Below are 25,650 nucleotides of genomic sequence, written 5' to 3'. Positions count from 1 at the left end.
AACCCGCGTGACCCCCCGTTTCCGCTTCATTGAACGGGTTTATGTCACTCCCTATGGTGAAACAATGACAAGTCCCCAGCCCGGAATGATCCGCATCGTGGCAGGAGAGAGCAACAACCCGAAGCGCAAGCGCGCCGTGGAGGTCCTGGTTGCCCTCGGCCTGGTGCTGCTTATTGCCGCCGGTGCCGTGGTGGCGTCAACCCTTTCCCGTGACTCCGCAGCCCAGGCAGCTGCCCCCGCTCCGACACCTGCTGCGGAGTTGAAGCTGGGCTACTTCGGCAACGTCACGCACGCCCCGGCACTGGTGGGCGTGAAGCAGGGTTTCATTGCCAGGAGCCTGGGCGATACCAAGCTCAGCACACAGGTGTTCAACGCCGGCCCGGCCGCGATCGAGGCGCTGAACGCCGGCGCGATCGATGCCACATACATCGGGCCGAACCCGGCCATCAACTCGTTTGTGAAGAGCCGGGGTGAGTCCGTGAGCATCATTGCGGGCGCCGCGGCGGGCGGGGCGCAGCTGGTGGTGAAGCCGGAGATCGGCTCGGCGGCGGATTTGAAGGGCAAGACCCTGTCCACACCGCAGCTGGGCGGGACCCAGGATGTGGCGCTGCGCGCGTGGCTCGCCGGGCAGGGCTACAAGACGAACACCGACGGCAGCGGGGATGTGGCGATCAACCCGACCGAGAACGCGCAGACGTTGAAGCTGTTCCAGGACGGCAAGCTCGACGGCGCGTGGCTGCCCGAGCCGTGGGCGTCCCGGCTGGTGCTGCAGGCCGGCGCGAAGGTGCTGCAGGACGAGAAGGATTTGTGGGACGGGTCGCTGACGGGCAAGCCGGGCGAGTTCCCCACCACCATCCTGATCGTGAACAAGAAGTTCGCCGCGGACCACCCGGACACCGTCAAGGCCCTGCTGAAGGGCCACACCGAGTCCGTCGCCTGGCTCAATGACACTCCCGCTGCGGAAAAGGCAAGCGTGCTGAATGCCGCGCTGAAGGAGTCCGGCGGAGCCGAACTCCCTGCCGACGTTATCGACCGGTCACTCAAGAACATCGTCTTCACCGTGGATCCGCTGGCCGGAACCTACAAGAAACTGCTCGAGGACGGCGTGAAGGCCGGAACCACCAAGCAGGCGGACATCAACGGCATCTTCGACCTCACCGCCCTGAACAGCGTCACCGCCGAAACCGGCGGCAACAAGGTCTCCGCAGCCGGACTCGGCAGCGACTGACCGGCACGCACCACCCAAAACACCACCCTGAGCACCACCACCAGCCCCCTCAACGTAAGGACAGGACCATGCCAGTCGTACTGGAAAACCTGGGCAAGCGCTTCGGCGACGGCGCCCCGGTGCTGGACGACGTCAACGCCAGCATCGCGCAAGGCGAGTTCGTCGCCCTCCTCGGCGCCTCCGGCTGCGGCAAGTCAACCCTGCTGAACATCATGGCGGGACTGGAGCTGCCGACGTCGGGCGCCCTTGAGGTCCCCAGCGACGGCGCAGCCTTTATGTTCCAGGACGCCGCCCTCTTCCCGTGGCTGACGGCCCGGGAAAACATCGAACTCGCCCTGAAGCTGCGCGGGGTGGGCAAGGCCGAGCGGCGCACCAAGGCCAACGAACTCCTGGACCTGGTGCACCTGGGCGGTGCCGGCGACAAGCGCCCGCACGAGCTCTCCGGCGGCATGCGCCAGCGCGTCTCCCTGGCCCGCTCCCTGGCCCAGGACCGGCAGCTGCTGCTCATGGACGAGCCTTTTGCCGCCCTGGACGCCATCACCCGCGACCTCCTGCACGACGAACTGGAACGGATCTGGAAGGAAACCGGCCGCACCATCGTCTTTGTGACGCACAACGTCCGCGAAGCCGTCCGGCTGGGCCAGAGGGTGCTCCTGCTGTCCTCACGCCCCGGCCGGGTGGTCCAGGAATGGAACGTCACCGAGGAACACCGTACCGACGCCGGTCTTGCCGGACAGCTGACCGGGGTCATCACCGCCCGGCTGCGAGAGGAGATCCGCCGCCATGCCAAGTAACCCAACGCCCTTGGCCGAAGCCCCCGTTAACGGCGAGGCATCCACAACCGAGCCCGAAACCCGCAAGGTGCACGCGGCCCTGACCCGGTCCTCCACCGGCAACGAGGACCTGCGCGAGCTTGAAGCAGGCCTTGATTCCCTGCAGTCGGACGCAGCCCGTGCCGCGCGTATCGACTGGAGCCGCATCCTGCTCCCGGTGGCCGCGCTCGTGGTGCTGGTCCTGGTGTGGCAGTTCTACGTTTCGCTCGGCTTCAAGCGCCGGGACCTGGTGCCCGGCCCGCTCGACGTGCTCGGCCAGTTCGGCACCCTGTGGGCCGAAGGTTCCCTGCAGGAAGCGGTCTGGACGTCGCTGCAGCGCGGAATCATCGGCTTCCTGATCAGCGTGGTGATTGCGACGCCGATCGGGCTCCTGCTGGCACAGGTCGCCCCGCTGCGCCGGGCGTTCGGCCCGCTCATCTCCGGTTTGCAGGTGCTGCCGTCCGTGGCCTGGGTGCCCGCGGCGATCATCTGGTTCGGCCTTACCGATGCCACGGTGTACTTCGTGGTGTTCATGGGCGCCATCCCGTCCATCATCAACGGCCTGATCTCCGGCGTGGACCAGATCCCGCCGCAGTACCGCAGCGTGGGCACGGTGCTGGGCGCCAACCGGCTGCAGATGGCCCTCCAGATCATCCTTCCGGCCGCCCTGCCGGGCTACCTGAGCGGACTCAAGCAGGGCTGGGCCTTCTCGTGGCGGTCCCTCATGGCCGCGGAAATCATCGCGGTGGGCGGCACCATCGGCTTCGGCCTGGGCTCCATGCTGAACCAGGGCCGCGACCTGGCGGACATGACCATCGTGATGTCTGCCATCCTGCTGATCCTCGCAGTGGGCATCTTGATTGAACTGCTGGTCTTCGCGCCGATAGAAAAGCGCCTCCTCCGGCGCCGCGGACTCCTCGCCGGCAGCACCCGCTAGGGTCCGCGTCTTAGGCAGCCCGAGCAGAACCCAAGAGCAGAGCCCGACGGCGAGTCCCGCCGTCGGGCTCTGCTGTTTCTGTCGCGTTGAGGTGCGCCGGCGGCCTTAATGGGGCACTTCGACACGGACACGCCGCGGATTGACGGCCCCCGCGGCCGAACCGACCTCAATGTGCCCCACGACGGCGGCGAGCCCCACAGCGACGGCGAGCCCCACGGCGACGGCGACGGCGACGGCGAGGGCGCTACGCCGTGCTGCCGGGGTCTGGCAGACTGGCGCCATGACCGTCAGCTTCGTGTGCCGCACCGAATCCGCCCTGCCCCGGGAACAACTGTTCGACCTCGCGCGGAGCATCGATGCGCACCTTGAGTCGCAAGCCGATGCGGGGGAGCGGGCCGTGGCGGGCGTGACGTCAGGCCTGATCGGCGAGGGCCAGGAAGTGACGTGGCGGGCACGGCACTTCGGGCTGCCGATCCGCATGACCAGCCGCATCACGTCGCTGGAGTTCCCCGGAAGGTTCGTGGACGAGCAGGTCCGCGGGCCGTTCAAGGCCTTCCGCCATGTCCACGAGTTCGAGGAGACAGGCCACGGCAGCATCATGACCGACCGGGTGGAATTCACGGCGCCGTTCGGGCCTTTGGGCCGGATGGCCGAGCGACTGGTGCTGCGGCGGTACCTGGAGCGGCTCATCGCCGTCCGCGGGCTGTACCTCGCCGGACTGCCCAATAACCCGCCCGCCTAGCCTGCGCTTCGCCGGGCCGGCCCTCGGCCGCCGAACGGGCGGACCCTTGTCCGGCCCGGACCAAGTGCCTAGACTCGCGAAAAGGCCGGCATCGCCCGGTTCCTACGATTTGAGGAGACAGCCATGGCACCGAAACTGGGACTGCTGGCTATGGTCGAGGCGAAGCCGGGTAAGGAACAGGAAGTTTGGGACTTCCTCAACGGAGGCCGGGAGATCGTGGACAACGAACCGGGCACCCGGACCTGGTATGCCTTCCGGGTCAGCGAAAACACGTTCGGCATTTTCGACACTTTTGATACCGAGGAGGACAGGCAGGCGCACCTCAAGGGTGCCATTCCGGCTGCACTCGCTGAACACGGCCCGGCCATGCTCGCCAAGGATCCCGACATTAAGCTGATCGACCTCATCGCCGTGAAGTAGGGCCGAGGGAAAGCCCCAGATAAGGCGCGCACCCACACTGCGGTCCGCAGGCCCACCATGGCAGGTCCACAAGCAATGTGACGCAGCGTTACCTTACGTGAACTGGTGTTTCCGCGCCGTTGTTCCGGTATATGACGCGGCCCTATCGTCGATTTATGGCAATTCAGGACATTTACCCCACGGCGCTGCGCCTGCTGGGCCGCCCCGTACTGGTGGTGGGCGGCGGGCCGGTGGCCACGCGCCGCGCCAAAGGGCTGCTCGACGCCGGTGCCCGGGTAACCGTGGTTGCCCCCGCTGCCTCCGCGGGACTGAGGGAACTGGCCGACGCCGGCCTCCTCACCTGGGAGCAGCGCCCCTACCGTACGTCCGACGTCGACGGCGTCTGGTTCGTCCAGACCGCAACCGGCGATTCCGCCGTGGACGCCCTGGTTTCGGCGGACGCCGAGGAGCAGCGCATCTGGTGCGTCAACGCTTCCGACCACGAAGCCTCAGCCGCGTGGACGCCCGCGGTTGCCGTGGTGGACGACGTGCAGATCGCCGTGAACGCCGGGGGAGACCCGCGCCGCGCCATGGCACTGCGTGACGCCGTGGCCACCGCGCTGGAAACCGGCGACCTTCCGCTGCGCCGCCAGCGGGCGCACCGGGGAAGCGTGGCCCTGGTGGGCGGCGGTCCCGGCGACACCGGGCTCATCACCGTCCGCGGCCGCAGGCTCCTCGGCCAGGCCGACGTCGTGGTGGCGGACCGCCTGGGCCCCCGCGAACTGCTGAACGAACTGGCCCCGGACGTCCGCGTCATCGAGGTGGGCAAGACTCCCGGCCACCATCCCGTGCCCCAGGCCGACATCAACCGGATCCTCGTCGACGAAGCCCTCGCCGGCCACCGGGTGGTCAGGCTCAAGGGCGGCGACCCCTACGTGCTGGGACGCGGCGGCGAAGAAGCCGAGTTCTGCCGCCAGCACGGCGTCGAGGTTGAAGTGGTCTCCGGCGTGACGTCGGCGATTTCCGTTCCCGCTGCAGCCGGCATTCCCGTCACGCACCGCGGCCTGGCCAAGGGCTTCAGCGTGGTCACCGGGCACGAGGAGCTCTCCGAGGTCCCGGCCCGCTCCGACCACACCATCGTGCTGCTCATGGGAGTGGGTCAGCTCCGCGAATCCACCGCGGCCCTGGCCGCTGCCGGTTTGCCTCAGGACACTCCAGTTGGCATCGTTGAGAACGGCTATTTGCCCAATCAGCGCGTGACCATCGGCACTGTCGGTTCCATCGCTGACCAGGCCGAGGCCGCCGGCGTCGCGAATCCCGCGGTGATCGTGATCGGTGACGTTGTCCGCGTCAGCCCGTTCGCGCCGTCGCACTTCAAGACCGCCGACTACAGCACCACCACCCCGAACCGCCCCCGCGTACTGACCAAGTAGCCCGAAGCCCCTTCCCAACTAGCTCGCAGTTAACGCTCCCAAAAGCCGTTTTCACGACGTTAAGTGCGAGTCAGTTGGGCCGTGACAGAAAAAAGGAACACAGCCGTGTCAAATAGCACCACCGTAGGTTCTGCCGCCCGCCCGCTCCGGGTCGCCGTCGTGGGTTCCGGCCCCGCCGGCGTGTACGCCGCCGACATCCTCACCAAGAGCGAAGCCGTCAAGAGCGGCGAGCTGACCGTGAGCATCGACCTCTTTGACCGCTACCCGGCGCCCTACGGCCTGATCCGTTACGGCGTGGCCCCGGACCACCCGCGCATCAAGGGCATCGTCAACGCGCTGCACAAGGTCCTGGACCGCGGCGACATCCGCTTCTTCGGCAACGTTGATTACGGCACGGACCTCTCCATCGAGGACCTGCGCACCCACTACGATGCCGTCATCTTCGCCACCGGCGCCATCAAGGACGCGGACCTGAACATCCCGGGCATCGAACTCGAGGGCTCCTACGGCGGCGCCGACTTCGTGTCCTGGTACGACGGACACCCCGACGTGTCCCGCGAATGGCCGCTGGATGCCAAGGAAATCGCCGTGATCGGCAACGGCAACGTGGCACTGGACGTGGCCCGCATGCTCTCCAAGCACGCCGACGACCTGCTGGTCTCCGAGATCCCCGACAACGTCTACGCCGGCCTGAAGTCCTCGCCCGTCACGGATGTGCACGTCTTCGGCCGCCGCGGCCCGGCCCAGGTGAAGTTCACCCCGCTGGAACTGCGCGAGCTGGCCCACTCCAAGGACGTGGACATCATCCTGTACCCGGAGGACTTCGAGTTCGACGAGGAATCCGACCGCCAGGTCCAGAGCAACAACCAGACCAAGACCATGGTGGGCACCCTCACCAACTGGATCGCGGAGCAGCCCGAGGACCTTTCCGAGCTCACGGCCTCCCGCCGCCTGCACCTGCACTTCCTGCACAGCCCGGTTGAGGTGTACGACGACGCCGAGACCCCCGGCCGCGTTGCCGGCATCAAGTTCGAGCGCACCGAGCTGGACGGCACGGGCAACGCCCGCGGAACCGGCGAGTTCGTGGACTACCCGGTCCAGGCCGTGTACCGCGCGATCGGCTACTTCGGTTCCGCCCTCCCGGAGGTCGAGTTCGACCACAAGAAGGGTGTTGTACCGAACGACGGCGGCCGCGTCCTGGACGCTGCCGGCACCCACGTGCCGGGCATCTACGCCACCGGCTGGATCAAGCGCGGACCGGTGGGCCTGATCGGCCACACCAAGGGCGACGCCCTGGAGACCGTGACCTACCTGCTGGAAGACCGTGCGAACCTGCCGCTCGCCGCATCACCGGCGCCGGACGCCGTCGTCGAACTCCTGGAAGACCGCGGTGTGAAGTACACCAGCTGGGAAGGCTGGCTGGCCCTGGACGCACACGAGCGCGCCCTCGGCGAAAAGGCCACCGAGACCGGATCGCACGGCGTGGAGGTTGCCCGCGAGCGGGTCAAGGTTGTGCCGCGCGAGGACATGGTGTCCATCTCCCGCGACGGAGTGGCCGCTCAGGTCTAGCCGCACCCTTCTTAAGCGCGAAACCCTTTAGCGCGAACCGGCAGCTAATGACCGCACACCACGCGGTTGACGTCATTAGCTGCCAGTTCGCGCTTTGGCTTAAGCCCCCGCGCCGCCCGAGCTCCCTGCGCCACCCGAGGCCATGAGCTCCAGCCGGTTCAGCGTTTCAGTGTTCCGGACCGAGATCAGCGGGTCGCGGATGAACTTCGGGATCAAGAGGCCGGGCCCTTTGACGGCGTCCTCGGCCATGGTCACCTTGCACCCGGTCGCGTCAGGCTCCAGCGTGATCACCACCTTGGCCTCTCCCAGGGGCCAGCCCCGTGCAATCAGCTCGATGGACTTGCCCGGATCCGACGCCGTCACTGTGGTTTTGTCGTTGATCAGCAGCGGCCACGCTCCCACCGAGTGGTGCAACACCGCGTCGGCAGCGGGCCACAATGCGTCCACATCCCTGATCCTTGACGCGCCCACCACCCAGCCCGAGTAGAGCCAGCCGTCGGCGATGACGTTCCAGACGTCGGCCGGAGGTGTGAGGAAACTCTTGGAAACAGTAGCCATTTGTGTGCTCGCTTTCTGTGCTCCGTGCTCGGTTGTGCCAGCCTACATGCGGCCAAATCTGGCCCGGACCAGGGCGAACAACCCGTAGCTGATGAGGCCGGCCGCGATGGCAGTCAGGAGATACGGCCCCGCGGGGTGGTCCCGCAGTGCCTTGAGGCTGCCGTCCAGCCCGGTTGATTCGCCGGGGCGGTTGGTGGCGGCTGCCACCACGAACAGCAGTCCCGCCAGGATCAGGGCGACGCCTTTGGCGACATGCCCGGCAACGCCCAGCGCGCTGATCATGCGTCCGCGCCGGGAGCCTTCGAAATGGTGCAGTTCCTCTTTGAACTGCTTCCGGACGCCCTTGACGATGAAATAGATTCCGACGCCGATCACGGTCAGCCCCAGCGCGATGAGTGCCGGAACCCCCAGGGGTCCGCGCACCACGGCCGTGCTGAAATCCCTCGCGGAATCGCCCGAGTCGCCGCGCATTCCAACCGCGAACCCAGCAAAGGTGAGCCCCACGCTGCCGTAGGCCACAGCGAGGAAACCGGATGAGATCAGCTTGCCGAGCCGCTGGCCTGGCGGGAGGTGTCGGGCCCGGAGGGTGGCTTCGCTGAGCTGCCATAGCGCCAGGCCCGCACAGCCGATCAGCCCCGCCCACATCACAGCGGGACCCCACGGATTCGCGGCGAGCTGCTCGATGGCTCCCGTCGGCTCGGCCTGCCCGGGCTTGCCGAGTGCCAATGCGATGGCGATGGCACCGATCACGATGTGAAGCACGGCCATGACGGCAAAACCGGAACGCGCGACGACGTCCAGCGCCTTGGTGTTCGACACCGCTTCGGCCGCATCGGCGGCTTCGCCGATGGCCGTGTCTTCATCTGCCATCGCTAGCCGTTCATGGGCCCTTCGGCGTGGACCTGGTCGGCGCCCGGGCCGGTTAGTTTCACGGTGCAGCGGACTATGAGCTGCTCCGGTGCCGTGTGGACATCCGCCAAGGTTTCGCCCGGGTTGATCACCGTGTAGGTTTCGGTGCCCTCCTCGACGCCGAAGCCGCGGGAGGCGGCATCCTGGGTGGCGTTGGCGAGGGCGTCGCGGCGCAGTTCGTCCAGATACGCCTCATCTGCGGACCGTGAGAGATCACCAAATGCCCAACCGAAAAGCGTTCCGGATCCGTTCATATCGCTGATTTTACGCATCATCCACCCTACCAAGATATTGCTAAGCGTGCTTACTATCGTCCCGGTGCCGACACTTCGGTTTCCAGGCTCCCGGAGCTTCCCGCGTCAGCCGGAGCGGTGGGTTCCTTGGCGTCCGCGGAGTTCGCAGGCCCTTGTTCCTTGCCGTCAGTAGTCCAAACCTGGATGATCGCCCAGACCACGGCGGCCAGCGGAACGGAGAGTACGGCGCCGATGATGCCGGCGAGGATGGTTCCCGCAGTCAAGGCCAGCAGGATCACCAGGGCATGCAACTGCAGGGACTTGCCCATCACCACGGGTTGAAGCAGGTTGCCCTCGAGCTGGTTGACGGCGATGACCACGATCACCACAACCAGCGCGACGACGGGACCATTGGCTACCAGCGCCACCAGGGCGGCGAGGATACCCGCCACGGTGGCGCCCACGATCGGGACGAAGGCGCCGATGAAGACGATGATGGCCAGCGGGATGGCCAGCGGAACCTGCAGGATCAGCAGCGCAGTGCCGATTGCCAGGGTGTCCACCAGTGCGACGATGGCCGTCCCGCGCACGTAGTCGCCCAGGACCTGAATGGTGCGTGCACCCGAGCGGCGCAGCTTGGCCTCGCGGGCGCCGGTGTAGGGCCGCAGGAAGAAATTCCAGATACCTGTCCCGTCCTTGAGGAAGAAGAAAAGGATGACCACCATCAGGCTTGCCCCGGCAAGGAACTCGGTGATGACGGACAGTCCGGTGATGGCTCCGGAGCGGACCTGGCTGCTGGCGGCGAAGTCCACGATGGCTGCGCGGGCCTGTTCGATCTGCTCGCCGTCCACGGGAAGGGGGCCGTTGAGCAGGAAGGACTGCAGCTCGTCCAGGCCGGACGATGCCTGGCTTACCAGTTCGCCCCACTGGCTGCGGATGGAGGCCACAATGACTGTGGTGACGCCGGCCAGCACGGCAAGCAGGGCCACGAAAGCAACCGCCGTTGCCGCTGAGCCGGGCAGGCCCCGGCGCTTCAGGAGGTTGACGAACGGTGCGATGGCGGCCGCCAGGATGAGGGCGATCAGCACCGGAATGACCAGCAGCCGGATCTGCAGCAGCGCGAAGACGGAGACCACCACCACGGTGAGGACCAGCAGGATCTGGGCCGAGCGAACGCCCACCCTGCCCAGGCCGTCCGCCCAAGGGTCCGGGCGTTTACCGTCCACAGTGATGTCGACTGATCTGGCCAAGGGGTACTCCAATTCGTCAGCGTGCAAGAACGGGGCGCCCAGGCCGGCCGAGGCCAGTATCGGGGCTCCCCAAGCAACTAAGCCTACTGATTTACCGGGCCTCCCGCTGATCGGCCGCAGTCCCTACACTCCGAGCCACTCCGCGCAGGAGTTCAGGTTCCGGTTGACGCTGTCCACGGCCGCGGCTTCATCGTGCGCTTCGATGGCTTCCACCAGCTCGCCGTGCCCTTCGTCAGGGAGCCCGTTGAAGCCGCTGCGGCGCTGTTGGCGAAGCAGGTCCGCGTGGAACACGCCGCCGAAACTGACGTACAGCTCGTGCAGCAGCGGATTCCCGGAGGCCTGCGCCACCAGCACGTGGAAATCCCAGTCGGCGCGGGCCCAAGCGGCGTAGTCCTCGGAGTTCCAGGCGTCGCGGCGGTCCGTGAGCAGCGCCGTCATAGCGGCAATATGTTCCGGTTTGGCGTTGCGGGCTGCCAGCCGCGCCGCCTGCGTGTCCAGGCCGATGCGGACCTCGAGGATGTGTTCCTGGGTGTGGTCCTTGTACATGCGCTGCGCCGCGCCGGAGATCTCGCTGGTTGCCCGGACATAGGTGCCGTCGCCGCGGCGGACTTCCAGCATTCCGCCGTGGGCCAGTGCCTTGATGGCCTCGCGGAGGGTGCCCCGCGAGACGCCCAGCCGGGCCATCAGCTCGGGTTCGGCGGGGATCTTCTGCTGCAGCTGCCATTCACCGGAGTGGATCATCCCGCGGAGCTTGTCCGTGATTTCGTCGGCCAGTACGGGCCGGTGCGAAGCTGTGAGGGTCATGGCCGGGTCCTTGCCGTCAGTAGGTGCCCCACCACGATCTGGGCCAGGGCGATGGCGAGCAGCAACACCAAGGGTACCGTCCAGCCGCCCGTGGCACTGTGCAGCAGGCCCATGCCGAACGGGCCGGCCGTGGCGAGCAGGTAGCCCACCGACTGTGCCAGCGTGGACATGGCGGTGGTTTCCGCCGTCGTGCGCCCGCTGCGGCTGATCATCACCATGACCAGCGGGAAGATGCCCAAGCCGAACCCCAGCAGCACTGCCGGGACGGCGGCGAGCGTGGCAGGCAGCAGCATCAGGGCGGCCACGCCGAAGAGCATGGTGACGCTGGCGAGGTAGAAGGCCGGGCGCAGCATCCGAGGCCGGGACCCGATGGCGATCAGCACCATGCCGGCCGGGACGGAGACCAGCTGCATCAGTCCGAACATCAGCCCGCTGTCGCTAGCCGTCAGTCCGGTGGTGGTGAGCATGTACGGGAACCAGCTGAGCACGGCGTAGGCGAGGAGTGCCTGGAGCGTGAAAATCGCGGTGAGCAGGGCGCCCTTGCGGGTCCGCAGGAGCGGCCACGGGGAAATATTGGTGCCCCGGTCCGGGGTGGCATTCCGGTGTGCGTGGAGTGCCACCGGCAGGAAGCCCAGGAAGGCTGCGACGGACAGCAGGCCGATGGCGCCCAGACCAGCCGAGGCCGAGCCCAGGAGCTGCGCCACCGGAACCACCAGTACGGCGGTGACCGTGGCGCCCGTGGTCATGGTGACCGTGTAGAGAGCAGTCATGAGGGATGTGCGGTGCGCGTAGTGCTCCCTGATGAACGACGGCATGGCCACGTTGCAGACGGCGAGCCCGGACATCCCCACCACCGTCCCGGCCAGGAGCATGCCCGTGGACGTGATGCCGCGCAGCAGGAGTCCGGCGGCCAGCATTCCCAGCGCGAGCAGGATCGCCTTCTCCACGCCCATCCGGCGCGTCAGCCAGGACGTGGCCGCGCCGGCCACCGCGAAACACAGGGTTGGCACGGACGGGATGACGGCGGCGACGAACGCCCCGTAGCCCAGGACTTCCTGGAGGTCGTGCAGGAGGGCGGCGGCTCCGGTGATGCCGGCGCGGAGGTTGAGTCCGATCAGCACCACGGCAATGATTCCGAGGACGACGACGGCGCGCGGCCGGGCTGCGCCGGCCGTTGCGGCGGGTGAGGTGTTAGTTCCGGGGGGTGCCGTCGTGGTGGTTGCCATGCTTAAACATTAGACGTTAGACGTTTGATGTCTGCAAAGATGTGGCAAACATCTCCGGCAGGCTCAAACGGTGCGCCGGCAAGCGTGCCCCCGACGACACGGCAGCAACATAGCCCGGCGGAGTGGTCACGGGCCGGACCTCCAGGCCGTGGATCTCAGGCTGCCCGGGGCAGACTGCTGTCCGCAAACCGGTTCGGCGGGAGCCGTGGGTCCCGCCGTTGAATGTCAGCGCCACGGATGACGGCTCCACGGCCAGGCCGACACCCGCGGCTTTGAGGACGGCTTCCTTCGCCACCCATAGCAGCATCCGGTCCGTCACGCTGGCCGAGCGCAGCAGCGCCCGTTCGGACGGCGCAGCAGTGAAGTCATCGAAACCGTCGAAGACCTGTTCCGGCAAGCGTTCGATGTCGGCTCCCAGAATGCTCCCCTCAGGACCGGCCGCCACCATCACGGCGCCATGGCTGCGTGAGAGGCTGAGGCAAACGCCCGGGACTGACGGCTTGCCGTGCTCCGTCCCGCCGCAGCCGCCGCAGCGCCGGGCTATAGGGAGAGCGGCGGCTTCCCGGGGGCTCAAACCCAGCGACCAGGCCGCCAGCAGGCGGAATAGCGCATGAGACGCTTGGTAATCCGTCTGGTCTTCCGTCCGCCGGAAACGCTGGGACGCGGCTATTTCGCCTGGACTAAGGAACGCCTGGAGACCCCCGAAGGGGCCACAGGCGGAGGCGGCCTCAGCCGATGCAACGGCGAGGAAGGCGACGCTGTCGGCAGTCCCGCCGTCGTGCGCGTTCACCGTGTCCTGATCAGTCACCGCTTGCTGATGCGGCGGTACTGCCCGATGGCCAGCGGCGCAAAGACCCCGATGATGGCCAGGCTGCAGAGGACCGAGTAGAGCACGGCGTTCTCAGCCGGCCACCCGGTGGCCACGCCGAATCCGGCCGGTGCCGTGTTGCCGAAGAGTTCACGGGCGGCCGTGGCTACGGCCGTCACGGGATTCCACTCTGCGATCAACCGCAGCGGGCCGGGCAGAGACGTGACGGACACGAAGGCGCCGGAGACGAATGTGACGGGGAAGAGCCACACCAGGCCCAGGCTTTGGGCTACCTCCACGCTCCTCGCGGTGAGGGCAATGACTGCCCCGATCCAGGACACAGCGAAAGCGAAAAGCAGCAGGATGGCCAGTGCCGCCAGGGCGGGCCCCTGGCCGGTGGTGATCCGCCAGCCGATCGCCAGTCCGCAGAGCAGGGTGACCACCACCGACAGGACACTGGTGGATAGGTCCGAGGTGGTGCGCCCCAGGATCACCGCCACCCGGGACATTGGAAGGGACCGGAACCGGTCGATCAGTCCCAGTTGCAGGTCCTTGGCGAGGTAGACGGCCGTGAAGGATGCATTGAAGGTGAGCGTCTGCGCCAGGATGCCGCCGATCAGGAAGCTGCGGTACTGGTCCCCGCCCAGGGCACCGCCGAACACAAAGCCCAGCAGGAGGACGAACATGACGGGCTGCACGATGCCTGTGACCAGCGCGCCGGGGGTACGCAAGACGTTGATGAGATTGCGGCGGGCAATGACGGAACTGTCCCGTGCCGCGGCGGTGATTGCGCTCATGCGGAAACCTCCAACTTCCCGGGTGAAGCGTTCGGGGTTGAGTGCTGGCCGGTCAGCTGCAGGAACACGTCGTCCAAGCTGGGGCGGCGCAACGACGCTTCCTCGACCACGAGCGATGCTGCATCGAGTTCGGAAAGGACCTGGACCAGCAAGCGGTGGCCGCCGGGAGCAGCCACGGAAACGGAGCGGTTCTGCGGATCAAGGTCCGGACCGGCTTCCGGACCGGCGGCGCGGGCCATTACCGCGACGGCCGCGGGCAGGTCCGCGGCATGGCGCATGACGACGTCGATGCGTTCCGCGCCGGCGCCCTGCTTCAGTTCCGTCGCCGTTCCCTCCGCGATGACGCGGCCGTGGTTGATGACGGCAATGTGGTCGGCAAGCCGGTCCGCTTCCTCCAGGTACTGGGTGGTCAGCAGGACGGTGGTGCCGTCCGCCACGAGGCTGGACACGACGTCCCAGGTATCGAGCCTGCCGCGCGGGTCCAGCCCGGTGGTGGGCTCATCAAGCACCACCACCTTGGGCCTGGCCACGATTGCACCGGCGAGGTCCAGGCGCCGCCGCATGCCGCCGGAGAACGTTCCGGAGCGCTTTCCGGCCACGTCGGTGAGCCTGAAACTGGCGAGCAGCTCGTGGGCCCTGGCCGAGGCATTACGGCGGTTCATGCCGTAGAGGCGCCCCACCATGTGCAGGTTTTCGTAAGCTGTGAGCTTTTCATCAACGGCCGCGTACTGGCCGGACAGGCCCAGGTTCCGGCGAACCAGGTCAGGATGGGTCAGCACCGAATGGCCTGCCACACGCGCGTCCCCGGCGTCCGGCGCCAGCAGGGTGGTGAGGACTTTGACCGTGGTTGTCTTGCCGGAGCCGTTGGGTCCGAGCAGCCCCAGGACAGTCCCTTCGCCTGCCGTCAGGGTGAGGCCGTCCAGTGCCTTGAAGCTACCGAAGCTCTTGCTGACGTTCTCGACGCGGATCAATGCGACGCGGCGAGCTCGGCGACTTTTCGCGGAGCCATGTCGGTCCAGCTCCGGGAAACGTAGTCCAGGCATGCTTCGCGGCTGTCAGGCCCGAACATGGTGACCCACCCCTGCGGTACGGTCGCGAACGTCGGCCAGAGGGAGTGCTGCTGGTACTCGTTGACGAGCACTGAGAACATGGCGGATTTATCATCGAATGGGTTCGTCACGTTGAACTTTCTGGTCGGTTCTGGCGTTCGGAAGGCCTCTCTCGTGGATCGGAGGCATCACTGGTTATTCGGTGGAGACGTCCAGCCGGATTGCTATTTCGGGCACAATCACACTGAGAGCCGCGTCACTTAGCATCTGCGAGTGGCGCTCTTCCACGGCCACATCGGTGACCGCCCCGGTGATGAAGGGCTGCCAGGCATCGGTCCCCGGAGTCCCCTCCGGGACGTCCCGCGTGGCCCGGAAGAACAGCAGGTCGCCGTGGAACACCTCCGGTTCCTGGCCGCGGATCAGGCGGGCGAGGTCCGGGAAGTTCTCCACCATTGCATGCGCCGAATCCAGCGGAACGCTTCCCAGCGGATTGTGGTTCTCCCGGAGTATCTCCAGTGCGCGCACTCCGTCGAGGTTTGCGGCCTCGTCCGGCGTCAGCTCGAAGCCCTGCGCCGCGAGGTAGCTTGCCCACAGGGCAGGTCCGGTCCCGACGTCCGCATTATGTTCCTGGTTGCCAGGGAAGGCATCGAGGATGGCGAGGAAGGCCACCTCGTGACCCAGCGCCTGAAGCCTGGTGGCCACCCGGTGGACCAAATGTCCGCCGAAGGACCAGCCCATCAGGTGGTACGGGCCTTCGGGCTGGACTGACCTCAGCCGGGCAATGTAGTCGTCCGCGAGTTCCGTCAGGGTGGATGCACCCACACGATGGGTCCGGCCGGGCTCCATTCCCGGCATCTGCAGCCCGATGAGGGGCCGTTCCGGATCCAGCCGGCCCAGCATGGAGGCATATCCCCAGCCAATGCCCGAAGCAGGGTGCACGGCGAAGAGCGGCGGCTTGGAGCCGGCGGTGCGCAGCGGCAACAGCTGCTTCAGGCTGTCCGCCGTGCTCTCCTCCCCGCCTTGCGCGGCTTCACGGAGAAGGCCCTCAACAGTCGGGGAACGGAACAGCGACTGCACCTGGAGCGAGGTCCCCAGCGCGGCGTTGATCCTGGCGATCAGCGGCTGGGCCAGGAAGGAATGCCCGCCCAGTTCGAAGAACGACTCGTCCACTCCGGCGCGGTCCAGGGACAGCAGCTCGGCGAAGATCCGCGCCACCGTTTTTTCCTTCGGATTCCGCGGCGCCTTTCCTCCGCTGCGTTCGGTCCGGCCCGGGTCCGGCAGCGCGGACGCGTCCACCTTGCCGTGCTGGGTCAGCGGGATTTTGTCGAGGACGACGACGGCGGACGGCACCATGTAATCGGGCAGGAGCCCGCGAACGTGCGTTCTGACGACGTCGGAGAGCTCAGCATCGGCCATGGCCGGACTGTTCGCGGGGACGACGTACGCGACGAGGCGGGTGCCGGCGTCGTTGACCGCTGCGCGAACCACCGCCTCCCGGACGCCTTCGGTGCTGCGCACCGCCCGCTCCACTTCACCCGGCTCCACCCGGAAGCCGCGGATCTTCAGCTGGTCGTCGTTGCGTCCGGCAAACACCAGCCTGCCGTCGGCATGCCGGTACACCACGTCGCCGGTGCGGTACATGCGTTCGCCGCGGCCGGCGAAGGGGTCGGCCACGAATCGTTCGGATGTCAGGTCCGGCCTGCCCCTGTAGCCTCGGGCCAGCTGGGGGCCGGCGACGTACAGTTCGCCCGCCGCGCCGGCCGTGACATGCTGCAACCTGGCGTCGAGGACGTACAGCCGGGTGGCCGCCGTAGGCTGTCCGAGCACAGGCGCGGATGTGTCTCCCACCCTTGCAAGCACCGTGTCCACCGTGGCCTCGGTGGGGCCGTAGAGATTCCACGCCTCAAGGCCCGGGTGGGCGGAAACGGTGCCCCACAGCCCGGCGTCGAACGCCTCTCCGCCCAGGGCGAGGCGGAACGGATCCGCAGCGGCAGCGCGCGCGTCCAGGAGCGCGGTGAAAGCGGGCTCGCCGAGCAGCTGGCGCAGGTAGCCGGGGGTGCTCTCCCAGACTGAGATTCCATGCTCGGCGAAGTAGGCGGCGAGCCGCTCGGAATCCCGGCGCGTTGCGTCGTCGATCAGGTGCAGCTCGTGGCCGTCCACCATCCAGAGGATCGGATCCCAGGATGCGTCGAAGCCCACCCCGGTGGTGTGGGCCACGCGCCGCGGGCCACCGGTGTCTGCCAGCAACGTGTGCCGGTGCGATGCAAGAAGCGACGCGAGGGCGCCATGGCTGATTTCGACACCCTTTGGCCGGCCCGTGGAGCCTGACGTGAACATCACGTATGCCAGGTCGCGGGGGCCGGGCCGGGCAAACACGGCTGCTGACGGTTCGTTGTCGGGTCCCTTGGCCGCCTGCGGGGCGCCTGCGAGCTCCTCCAGCAGGACCAGCCGCGGACCGGCCCCGGGGAGTGATGCAATGATCTGCCGGACCCGCCCTGCCAGGGCCCTGGTGGTGACGATCACCGGGGGAGCCGCGTCCTCGAAGATGGCGGCCACGCGGTCGTCCGGATATTCCGTGTCGATGGGGTTGTAGGCGGCGCCCGCGGCCATGACGCCGAACATGCTTTCAACAGTGCCCGGGGAGCGGGGGAGCATCACGGAAACCACATCCCCGCTGCCGACGCCCCCGGCCGTCAGGGCAGCGGCGATCCGTGAAGCGGAGGCGGCCAGCTCCGCAAACGTCAGGGTCTTCCCGTCCGCAGACACCGCGGTGGCGGCGGGCGTTGCAGCCACCGTCTGTGCCAGGGCGGACAAGATGCCTTCCGCCTGCTTGCCGGCGGTGACGGCGGGATTGGCGGTGGACGTCATCAGGGCGCGGGCCTCATGGTCCTCAAGCAGGGGCAGCAGCGACAAGGGCGTGTCGGGGGACGCGGCGGCGAGCCCGATGAACCGGCCGAAGCTGTGCACCATTCGCCGGACCGTCGCCTCGTCGAACATGGCCGCGTTGTAATCGAGGGTGCCGGCCAGGCCGTCTCCGGCGTCCGGCCTGAAGGTGAAGGAGAGATCGAACTTGGCCTCGCCCGAGGCCGTCTCCGGCACGGGCGTGACCACGACGCCGGGCAGCTGCGGAACCGCCGGCGCCTCGCTGTCCACGGTGAGCATTGTCTGGAACAGCGGATGGCGGCCCAGTTCGCGGTCCGGATTGACGGCCTCAACGAGCCGCTCGAAGGGTACGTCGTTGTCGAACGCAGCCAGGATGCTTTCCCGGGAGCGCGAGACCATGCTCCGCAGGCTCGGGTCCCCGTCCGCACCGACGCGCAGCGGCAGGGTGTTGACGAAGAAGCCCACCAGATCGTTCAGCGCCGGATCTGTCCGCCCCGCCGTGGGGGAACCAATGACCAGATCGTCACCGCAGCCCGTGCGGTGCAGGAAGGCGGCCAGGCCGGCGTGCAGGGCCATAAACTGGCTCGCATTGACCGACGCCGCCAGGCTGTTGAGCCCGTCCACGGCCGCGGGTTGCAGCCGGAATGACAGCTGGCCTCCGGGCTGGCGCGCTTCGCGGGGACGCCGGCGGTCCGCCGGGAGCATAAGTTCCGCCGGAATGCCGGCCAGCGTGCGCCGCCAGTGCTCCACCTTGGGTGCCATGGCGGATGCTCCGAAACTGGCGTCCGGGCCGGCGGCAGCTCCTCGGTCCAGCTGCTGCCGCTGCCAGGCGCTGAAGTCCGCGTACTGCAGCGGCAGTGGAGCCAGCGGCGGACCGGAATGTCCGGCAAGGGCGGACTGGTAGGCAACCGACAGGTCCCGGACCAGCGGGGCCAAGGACGCGCCATCGCTTGCAATATGGTGCATCACCAGGTGGAGGACCCATTCGCCTGTTCCGGCCCCGCCGGCGCCGGCGGATCCGGTCCGGATAAGCCGCGCCCGCAGCGGAAGCTCGGACCGGACGTCGAAGCCGCGTTCGGCGTCCTGTCGCAGCAGGGCCGTGACCCCGGCCTCGGAATCCGAGTCGGTGATTTCAAGCAGCCCAACGGCCCGCGGATCGGTATCCGGTTCAAGGATCTGCTGCTCCGGCACGCCATCCGTGGCGGGGTAGAGGGTCCGCAATATCTCGTGCCGGCTGAACAGCATGCTGACAGCAGCAGCCAGGGCCCGTTCGTCCAGCTCCCCGCCCAGGCGCACGGCGAGGGAAATGTTGTAGTCGGAGGATCCCGGATCCAGCTGGTTGAGGAACCACATGCGCTGCTGGGCAAAGGAAAGTTCCAGCCGCTCAGGCCGGACCGCGGCCTCGCTGTCCAGCCACTCCGCCAGGGGTTGCGAGTCTCCTTCGTGGAAAGCGGGCGGGACGCCGTCAGTAGCCGTGACCGGACGCGTCGTGACCGGGCCCTCCGCCATGCCGTTCCGCTGGCCGATGGCCGCCAGCAGGCCCCCGGGGGTGGGCCGGTCGAAGAGGGTCCGCAGCGGCAGTTCAGTGCCGAAGGCCTCACGGATCCGGCCCATGATGGTGATGGCCAGCAAGGAGTGCCCGCCGAGCACGAAGAAGTCGTCGCCCATCGTCACGTTGTCGGCACCCAGCACTTCGCCAAAGATTCCGCACATGGTGTGCTCGTCCGCCGTCGCCGGTGCGGCCCCCTGTCCGGTACCCGTGTCCGACGCCGGCGCAGGCAGCGCCTTCCGGTCCAGTTTGCCATGGGCCGTGAGCGGGACGGCGGGCACGTTCATGAACACGGCGGGCACCATGTAGTCCGGCAGTTTTTCACCGGCCACGCCGCGCAATTCCGCCGGGCTGGCCGCACCCGTGTAATAGGCAACCACGCGATGGGCGGGATCACCGTCGGCCACGGCCACGGCCCGGGACACGTCCGGGTGGGACGCCACGGCTGCCTCGATTTCGCCCAGTTCGATCCTGAAGCCTCGGACTTTGACCTGATCGTCGGTACGGGAGAGGAATTCCAGCGACCCGTCCGCGGCTCTCCGGACCAGGTCGCCGGTGCGGTACATCCGGCTGCCGTCGGCAGCGAAGGGGTTGGCCACGAATCGTGCGGCGGTCTCGCCGGGGCGCTGATCGTAGCCGCGAGCCTCGCCGGGCCCGGCGAGGTACAGCTCGCCTGGCACGCCGGCCGGAACCGGGGCCAGGAACTGGTCCAGCACGTAGGCGTCGGTGTTGCCGATGCCGCGGCCGATAGTGGGTGTTGCCCCGGTGATGCGGGCCGTCACGGAGTCCACCGTGAATTCGGTGGGGCCGTAGAAGTTGTACGCCTCCACGCCCGCTGTGGAGGCCAGCTGCTGCCACAGCTCCGGGCTGACCGCTTCACCGCCCAGGGCAAGAAGCAGGGGGTGTGCCCGCGGCGCATCCAGCAGGCCGCATTGCAGCAGCTGGGCTGCGTAGGAGGGAGTGGTTTCCAGTACGTCGATTCCGTGGGAAACGCAGTACCCGGCGAGGGCTTCGGCATCGCTGCGGATGTCGTCGCCCACCACATGCAGCTCGGCGCCGGCGATCATCCAGAGCATCGGATCCCACGCGGCGTCGAAGCCGAGCCCGGCGATGTGGGCCACCGCCACCGGTTCTGCACCGGACGCCGCCAACCGCGGGGCAAAGAGGGTCCGGTGGTGGTGGCCGAAGAGGTTGGCAAGGGCGCTGTGCGCCACGGCAACCCCCTTGGGCCGGCCGGTGGAACCGGAGGTGTAGAGCACGTAGGCGAGATCATCGGCGTCGGGGTACCGCCCGGCCAGCGTGGCATCCGGGACTCCCGCGCCGGCCTGCAGGAGGGCGTCGACGTCGAGAATCCGGGGACCTTCCGCGCCTTTGCCGTGAAACTCAGCGGCGTGGTCCCCGGCAGCAGCAATGACGACGGCGGGGCCGCCGTCTTCGAGGATGATGCGGATCCGTGCAGCCGGATAGGAGAGATCGACGGGGAGGTACACGGCGCCGGCGGCCAGTACGGCCAGGGCGGCAGCAACGACGTCGGACGATCGCGGCAGGGCCACCGCCACCCGGTCTCCGGGCTCCACGCCGGACGCCACCAGGCCCTTGGCCAGTGACTTCACCCGTGAGTGCAGCTGGCTGAACGTGGCAGCCGGTCCGCAGCCGTCCGTGAGGGCCGGCGCGTCCGGTGTCCGTCCAAGGGTGTCCTGGAAGGCGTCCAGGACCGTATTCCACGGGGAGGCTGCCTGGACGCCGCGGCTCTGCTCCATCACGCGTGCTAGCTGGCCGGGTGACTGGACCTGCAATCGGTCCAAGGTGATGCCGGGATTAGCGGCGAACTGCTCCGCAACCGCCCGGAAACCGGCCGCAAGCTGTTCGGCAGTGGCCCGGGCGAACAGCGCCGGGTTGTACGCGAGGGCACCCCGGATGCCGCCGTCGTGCGCTTCCTCAGCAAGGTCCAGCAGAAGGTCGAACTTCGCCCCGCCCGGCTCGTGGCTGGCGTCTGCGCTGGCCTCGAGGCCGTCCATGGACAACCCCGCAGGCGCATTGTTCTGCAGCGTGAGCATCACCTGGAACAGCGGGTGCCGGTGCTGGGATCTGGCGGGGTTGAGTTCTTCCACCACGCGTTCAAACGGTGCGTCCTGGTTGGCGTACGCGTGCAGGTTGGTGTACCTGACGCTTTCCACCAGCTCCGCCGCCGTGGGGTTCCCGGACGTGGTGGTCCGCAGCACCAGCGTGTTCACGAAGAAGCCCACGAGTTCGTTGAGCTGTGTGTCCGTCCGTCCGGCAACGGGGGTGCCCAGGGGAATGTCCTCGCCGGCGCCTGCCTTGGTGAGGAGTGCTGCCAGCGCTGCCTGCAGCACCATGAACAGGCTGGCATTGTGTTCCCGGGCCAGCTGGTTGAGCCGGTTTGCTGTTTCGGCTGACAGCGCTAGCGGAACCGACGAAGCCGGTTCGCCCGCGGGCTGCGCGCCGCGGGCGAAGTCGAAGGGAAGCCGGAGTTCCTCCGGTGCGCCTTTGAGCTCCCTGGCCCAGAATTCCAGCTGCCGGGAGATGGGGCTGTCCGGGTCTTCTTCGCTGCCAAGTTCGTCGCGCTGCCAGAGCGTGTAGTCGGCATACTGGACCGGGAGCGGCGGGAGCGGCGGGAGCAGGGCGCCGTGACCGGACACGTGGCCGTTGTAGGCCACGGAGAGGCTTCGCGCCAATGGCGCCAAAGACCAGCCATCCGCGGCGATGTGGTGGAGCGTAATGGCCAGCACGTGATGGTCCGGGGCCAGCTGGAAGAGGACCGCCCGGATGGGCAGCTCCCGGGCCAGGTCGAAGCCACGGCGGGTTTCGGCCGCCACGGCGTCGGCGAGTGCCCCGGCGGTGCACTGGACACCCAGCAGGTCCACTGGCCGCTCGCCGGCGGGAAGGATCTGCTGGACGGGTTCGCCGTCGGCAAGGGGGAAGAGCGTTCGGAGGGTTTCATGCTGGGCCGCAACATCGTTGATTGCCCGGTGGAGCGCGGAGACCTCCAGCCGGCCCTTCAGGTCGAGGACAACCGGGATGTTGTAGGCGCCGGACTCGGGATCGAAGCGGTTCAGGAACCACAGCCGGCGCTGGGCAAAGGACAGCGGCATTGCTGCGGGACGTTCCGTTGGCGTGAGCGGGTGGGCGTTGGCTGCTGCCAGTTCCAGCGTCTCCGCCAGTGAAGTGACCGTGGGATGCTCAAACACCGTGCGCAGCGCCGGCGCCACGCCTGCGGTATCACGCAGGTGGGCCACGAGCCTGGTGGCCAGCAAGGAGTGGCCGCCGAGTTCAAAGAAGTCGTCATCCAGCCCGACGGCGTCGAGTCCCAGAACTTCCTTGAAGGCGTCCGCCACGAGCCGTTCACGTTCGTTGCGGGGCGAGCTGACGGCTGTTTCCCGGGTCGGGGCCGGCAGGGCGCGGGTGTCCAGTTTGCCGTTGGGGGTCAGCGGTATGGCAGTGATCCGCACGATGGAGGCGGGCACCATGTAATCGGGAAGCTGCCTGCGGACCTGGCGCCGGAGTTCCGCCATGTCCAGTTCATCCTCCAGGCCGCCGGCCGGCGTGACGAAGCCCAGCAGCTGGTCGTAGCCCGCCCGGTTCTTGGACACAGTGACCGCAGCCTGATCAACGCCGGCCAGGTCGCGCAGGGCTTCCTCGATTTCGGCGAGCTCGATCCGGAATCCCCGGATCTTCACCTGCGCATCCATGCGGCCCCTAAACTCAAGGGTTCCGTCAGGGAGCCGCCGGACGACGTCGCCGGTGCGGTACATCCGGGAGCCGTCCGGCACGAAGGGGTCAGCCACGAAGCGTTCGGCGCTCAGGCCCGGCTGGTCAACGTAGCCGCGTGCCAGGTTGATGCCTGCCACATACAGCTCGCCGATGGCGTTCACGGGCACCGGGTTCAGGCCCGAGTCAAGGATGTAGTGGCGGCTGTTGGCCACAGAATCACCCAAAGTGGGTTCGGTGCCGGGTTCCATGACCGCGGTGAGCGAGTCCACGGTGGTCTCGGTGGGGCCGTAGAAGTTGTAGGCCACCACGCCGTTCTTTTCCGCCAGCGTGCTCCACAGCGACGCGTCCACGGCTTCGCCGCCAAGGGCCACCACCGTCGGGTGGGTCCCCTGGTCGAAGAGGCCGCCGGAAAGCAGCACCTTGGCGAAGGACGGGGTGGTTTCGATCGAGTCGATGCCGGTGGCCGACAGGTACCGGCTGAGGTCCTCCGGGTCGCGGCGGGTGAGGTTGTCCACCACATGGAGTTCATGGCCGGCGATGAGCCACAGGATGGGGTCCCACGAGGCGTCGAAGGACAAACCGGCGGTGTGCGAAACCTTCAGTTTCCGGCCTAGCCGCTGCTCCGCCGGCGCAAAGATGTTGTCCCGGTGGGAGGTGTAAAGGTTCAGGAGCGCAAGATGTCCCACGCCGACGCCCTTTGGCCGCCCGGTGGAGCCCGAAGTGAAGATGACGTAGGCAAGGTCGTGCTGCCCGGCCGAGGGCTCCGGCGCTGACGGGTCTTTGCCGTCGAGGCAGGACACCATCAGGGCCGAGTCCAGGACGGTGACCGGAACGCTGGTCTCCAGCTCTTCATGGCTCGCGGCGCTTCCCGTGAAGGCGGCCGAGGTCAGCAGGCGGACCGGCGATGCGTCCTCCAGCATCCCCTCAACACGTCCCGCGGGATAGTCGGGGTCCAGGGGGAGGTAGGCCGCGCCGGATTTGAGGACCGCAAGGAGCGCGACCGGAAGGAGCACGCTGCGGTCCAGCCGCACGGCCACGGTTTTGCCGGGGCCGGCCCCGTGCCCTTTCAGGAACCTGGCCAGCTGGTTGGAGCGACGCTCCAGCTCAGCGAAGGTCAGCTCGCCGTCGGGAGCCACGACGGCGGTCCGGTCTCCGGAGTTCCGGGCGTTGAGCTGGAACTCTTCCACGATCGTATGGCCTGGGAGGGCGGCGTCCCCGGCGTCGCCGGCCGCGAGGAGCAAGCGCTCCTCCTCGGCGGTGGTGACCGGCATCGACGCCATGGTCGCGTGGGGCAGGGTGGCCACGGCCCCGAGTATCCGAACGAAGCGGTCGAGGTGCTGTTCCAGCTGCGGCGCAGTGTAGAGCTCGGCATTGGCCTCGAACTGTACCGTCACTCCGCCTCCCTGGCCGAGGCCGTGAACGATGATGGAGAGGTCGTCGATGGGGCCGGTGGAGAGGATGTTCATGGTTCCGCGGGCGGGGCCAAAGGAAATGGCATCCAATGCCGGAAGAATGTTCACCGACGGGCCAACATAGCCGGACTGTGCCGCAAGGTTCTCGTAGCGGAATCGCTGGTGGATGAGTGCCCCGCGCAGTTTGGCGCCCATGGCGGTGATGGTTTCTCCGACGCTGGCGCCGGGCGCGATGCCCATCCGGATCGGAACGATGTTGGACAGCATGGACGGCGTCGATTTCGCCAGCTTGCCGCGCCGTGCGGTCACCGGCAGTGCCAGGGACACATCGCGCTCGCCGGTGATGCGGTGCACGTAGAGCGAGGCTGCGGTGAGTACCAGTGCCGGTGCCGAGGCAGCGGCAGCCTCCACCGCCGCAGCGGTTTCCCGGGGGAGGGCCCTGACGGCGCGAATCAGCGAGCGCGCGGTTCCTTGGGGCTGGCCGGCCAGGCCCGCCGGGGCGGCAGCGCCACGCAACTGCTCTTCCCAGTAGCTGCGGTCGCCGTCGGCATCGGGGGAGCCGGCATACCCGCTCTCTGTGTCCACCAGCTCAGACAACGACCCGAAGATGGCGGGGGCGGTAGCCTCGCTGTCCCGGCCGAGGAGGCTGTTGTACAGCTCTGCCACCCGCTTGAGGACCAGCACCGCGGAGTATCCGTCCAGCAGCAGGTGGTGGACACGCTGGTAGAAGAAGTGCTTGGTCTCCGAGAGTGTGATGAGCTCCGTGTGCAGCAGTTCGTCGGCCGCAACGTCCCTCGGCATGGCAAGGTCAGAGTCCATAAGTTCCCGGGCGGCGCTCTCGCCGAGGTTGCCGCTGGACCGGTTGCCGCCGTCGTTCGTCCCGCTCAAATCGGTGACCACCAGGCCGGAACGGTTGGAGCGCGGATACTGGAAGGGGCCGGAAGAGTCCTCGCCGAATGCCACGTTGAGGGCGTCGGTTTCACTGACCGCGCACGCTACCGCCCTGGCCAGGACATCCGCCTCCAACGGCCCGTCGATTTCGACGAACTGGCCGATCTGGTACATCGGATTCTGCGGCGCCAGTTTCTGCGCGTACCAGATGCCGCGCTGCGCCGCAGTCAGGTCCAGCCTTCCTTCAGCAGCGGATGACCGGGCATTCAAGGAGTTCGGGTTCATGTTCCTTCTCGGTGTCTCGAGGGGCCGCGCGACCGAATCAGGGCACGCCGATAGGACCCCGGCTGTGAGCACAGGCAGGGGGATTTTCAGGAGGGGTGGTGGAACGGGGTAAGGATGGCCGGGGGCAGGTCGGCAGTCGGGCCG

19 protein-coding genes are annotated in these 25,650 nt (G+C 67.8%); 7 read left to right on the top strand and 12 right to left on the bottom strand.

The genetic code is table 11. From position 1 onward, the window contains the following. Window positions 1–64 precede the first annotated feature (64 nt). From ACSQ12_RS16160 to ACSQ12_RS16150, 3 genes are all read left to right on the top strand, one after another. The gene (locus ACSQ12_RS16160; protein WP_436066055.1) at window positions 65–1,228 is read left to right on the top strand and encodes an ABC transporter substrate-binding protein; all 1,164 of its coding nucleotides are present in this window, start codon (window positions 65–67) and stop codon (window positions 1,226–1,228) included. A 68-nt stretch (window positions 1,229–1,296) separates the two neighbouring features. After that, window positions 1,297–2,022 carry an ABC transporter ATP-binding protein gene (locus tag ACSQ12_RS16155; RefSeq protein WP_043483399.1) on the top strand — a complete coding sequence of 242 codons (726 nt, stop codon included), beginning with the start codon at window positions 1,297–1,299 and terminating at the stop codon, window positions 2,020–2,022. Continuing rightward, the gene (locus ACSQ12_RS16150; protein ID WP_436066054.1) at window positions 2,012–2,977 is read left to right on the top strand and encodes an ABC transporter permease; all 966 of its coding nucleotides are present in this window, start codon (window positions 2,012–2,014) and stop codon (window positions 2,975–2,977) included. The genes ACSQ12_RS16155 and ACSQ12_RS16150 overlap by 11 nt, the downstream gene beginning before the upstream one ends. Before the next feature lie 105 nt (window positions 2,978–3,082). On the opposite strand, the gene ACSQ12_RS16145 is transcribed toward ACSQ12_RS16150, so the two are convergent. Continuing rightward, a complete protein-coding gene (locus ACSQ12_RS16145; RefSeq protein WP_436066053.1) occupies window positions 3,083–3,259 on the bottom strand; it encodes a hypothetical protein in 177 nt (58 codons plus the stop codon). On the opposite strand from ACSQ12_RS16145, the gene ACSQ12_RS16140 reads away from it, so the two are divergent. The 4 genes from ACSQ12_RS16140 to ACSQ12_RS16125 all read left to right on the top strand — a co-directional run bounded on the left by ACSQ12_RS16140 (window position 3,258) and on the right by ACSQ12_RS16125 (window position 7,120). Then, the gene (locus tag ACSQ12_RS16140; protein ID WP_436066052.1) at window positions 3,258–3,719 is read left to right on the top strand and encodes an SRPBCC family protein; all 462 of its coding nucleotides are present in this window, start codon (window positions 3,258–3,260) and stop codon (window positions 3,717–3,719) included. The genes ACSQ12_RS16145 and ACSQ12_RS16140 overlap by 2 nt on opposite strands. Before the next feature lie 123 nt (window positions 3,720–3,842). Then, the gene (locus ACSQ12_RS16135) at window positions 3,843–4,139 is read left to right on the top strand and encodes a putative quinol monooxygenase (RefSeq protein WP_436066051.1); all 297 of its coding nucleotides are present in this window, start codon (window positions 3,843–3,845) and stop codon (window positions 4,137–4,139) included. 155 nt (window positions 4,140–4,294) lie between these two features. After that, window positions 4,295–5,551, top strand: a complete 1,257-nt coding sequence (gene cobA, locus ACSQ12_RS16130) for a uroporphyrinogen-III C-methyltransferase (RefSeq protein ID WP_436066050.1) — start codon at window positions 4,295–4,297, stop codon at window positions 5,549–5,551. 105 nt (window positions 5,552–5,656) lie between these two features. Continuing rightward, window positions 5,657–7,120 carry an FAD-dependent oxidoreductase gene (locus ACSQ12_RS16125; RefSeq protein ID WP_436066049.1) on the top strand — a complete coding sequence of 488 codons (1,464 nt, stop codon included), beginning with the start codon at window positions 5,657–5,659 and terminating at the stop codon, window positions 7,118–7,120. 99 nt (window positions 7,121–7,219) lie between these two features. On the opposite strand, the gene ACSQ12_RS16120 is transcribed toward ACSQ12_RS16125, so the two are convergent. The 11 genes from ACSQ12_RS16120 to ACSQ12_RS16070 all read right to left on the bottom strand — a co-directional run bounded on the left by ACSQ12_RS16120 (window position 7,220) and on the right by ACSQ12_RS16070 (window position 25,506). Continuing rightward, window positions 7,220–7,678 (bottom strand): SRPBCC family protein, encoded by a 459-nt coding sequence (locus ACSQ12_RS16120; RefSeq protein WP_436066048.1) that lies wholly within the window; start codon window positions 7,676–7,678, stop codon window positions 7,220–7,222. Window positions 7,679–7,720: 42 nt separating this feature from the next. Next, window positions 7,721–8,548, bottom strand: coding sequence for a DUF1206 domain-containing protein (locus ACSQ12_RS16115; RefSeq protein ID WP_436066047.1), 828 nt, complete (start codon window positions 8,546–8,548; stop codon window positions 7,721–7,723). Between the two features lie 2 nt (window positions 8,549–8,550). Continuing rightward, window positions 8,551–8,841, bottom strand: a complete 291-nt coding sequence (locus tag ACSQ12_RS16110) for a hypothetical protein (RefSeq protein WP_436066046.1) — start codon at window positions 8,839–8,841, stop codon at window positions 8,551–8,553. A 53-nt stretch (window positions 8,842–8,894) separates the two neighbouring features. Further along, window positions 8,895–10,070 carry an AI-2E family transporter gene (locus ACSQ12_RS16105; protein ID WP_436066045.1) on the bottom strand — a complete coding sequence of 392 codons (1,176 nt, stop codon included), beginning with the start codon at window positions 10,068–10,070 and terminating at the stop codon, window positions 8,895–8,897. 123 nt (window positions 10,071–10,193) lie between these two features. Further along, complete coding sequence (locus tag ACSQ12_RS16100) at window positions 10,194–10,874, bottom strand: FadR/GntR family transcriptional regulator (RefSeq protein ID WP_209742905.1); 681 nt, start codon at window positions 10,872–10,874, stop codon at window positions 10,194–10,196. Further along, the gene (locus ACSQ12_RS16095; RefSeq protein ID WP_436066044.1) at window positions 10,871–12,100 is read right to left on the bottom strand and encodes an MFS transporter; all 1,230 of its coding nucleotides are present in this window, start codon (window positions 12,098–12,100) and stop codon (window positions 10,871–10,873) included. Before ACSQ12_RS16095 ends, ACSQ12_RS16100 begins: the two co-directional genes overlap by 4 nt. 16 nt (window positions 12,101–12,116) lie before the next feature. Continuing rightward, entirely contained in the window at window positions 12,117–12,908 is a 792-nt protein-coding gene (locus ACSQ12_RS16090; RefSeq protein ID WP_436066043.1) for a 4'-phosphopantetheinyl transferase family protein, read from the bottom strand. Further along, window positions 12,905–13,705: an ABC transporter permease gene (locus ACSQ12_RS16085; protein ID WP_436066042.1), complete on the bottom strand. Its 801-nt coding sequence runs from the start codon at window positions 13,703–13,705 to the stop codon at window positions 12,905–12,907. The genes ACSQ12_RS16090 and ACSQ12_RS16085 overlap by 4 nt, the downstream gene beginning before the upstream one ends. Then, window positions 13,702–14,676 carry an ATP-binding cassette domain-containing protein gene (locus ACSQ12_RS16080; RefSeq protein ID WP_436066041.1) on the bottom strand — a complete coding sequence of 325 codons (975 nt, stop codon included), beginning with the start codon at window positions 14,674–14,676 and terminating at the stop codon, window positions 13,702–13,704. Before ACSQ12_RS16080 ends, ACSQ12_RS16085 begins: the two co-directional genes overlap by 4 nt. Then, entirely contained in the window at window positions 14,673–14,885 is a 213-nt protein-coding gene (locus ACSQ12_RS16075; protein WP_011692929.1) for an MbtH family protein, read from the bottom strand. The genes ACSQ12_RS16080 and ACSQ12_RS16075 overlap by 4 nt, the downstream gene beginning before the upstream one ends. A 64-nt stretch (window positions 14,886–14,949) precedes the next feature. Continuing rightward, entirely contained in the window at window positions 14,950–25,506 is a 10,557-nt protein-coding gene (locus tag ACSQ12_RS16070) for an amino acid adenylation domain-containing protein (protein WP_436066040.1), read from the bottom strand. Between the last annotated feature and the right edge of the window lie 144 nt (window positions 25,507–25,650).

The organism is Arthrobacter sp. LjRoot14 (assembly GCF_964253905.1).
Lineage (GTDB): Bacteria > Actinomycetota > Actinomycetes > Actinomycetales > Micrococcaceae > Arthrobacter.
This window is presented reverse-complemented; position numbering and strand designations above follow the sequence as displayed.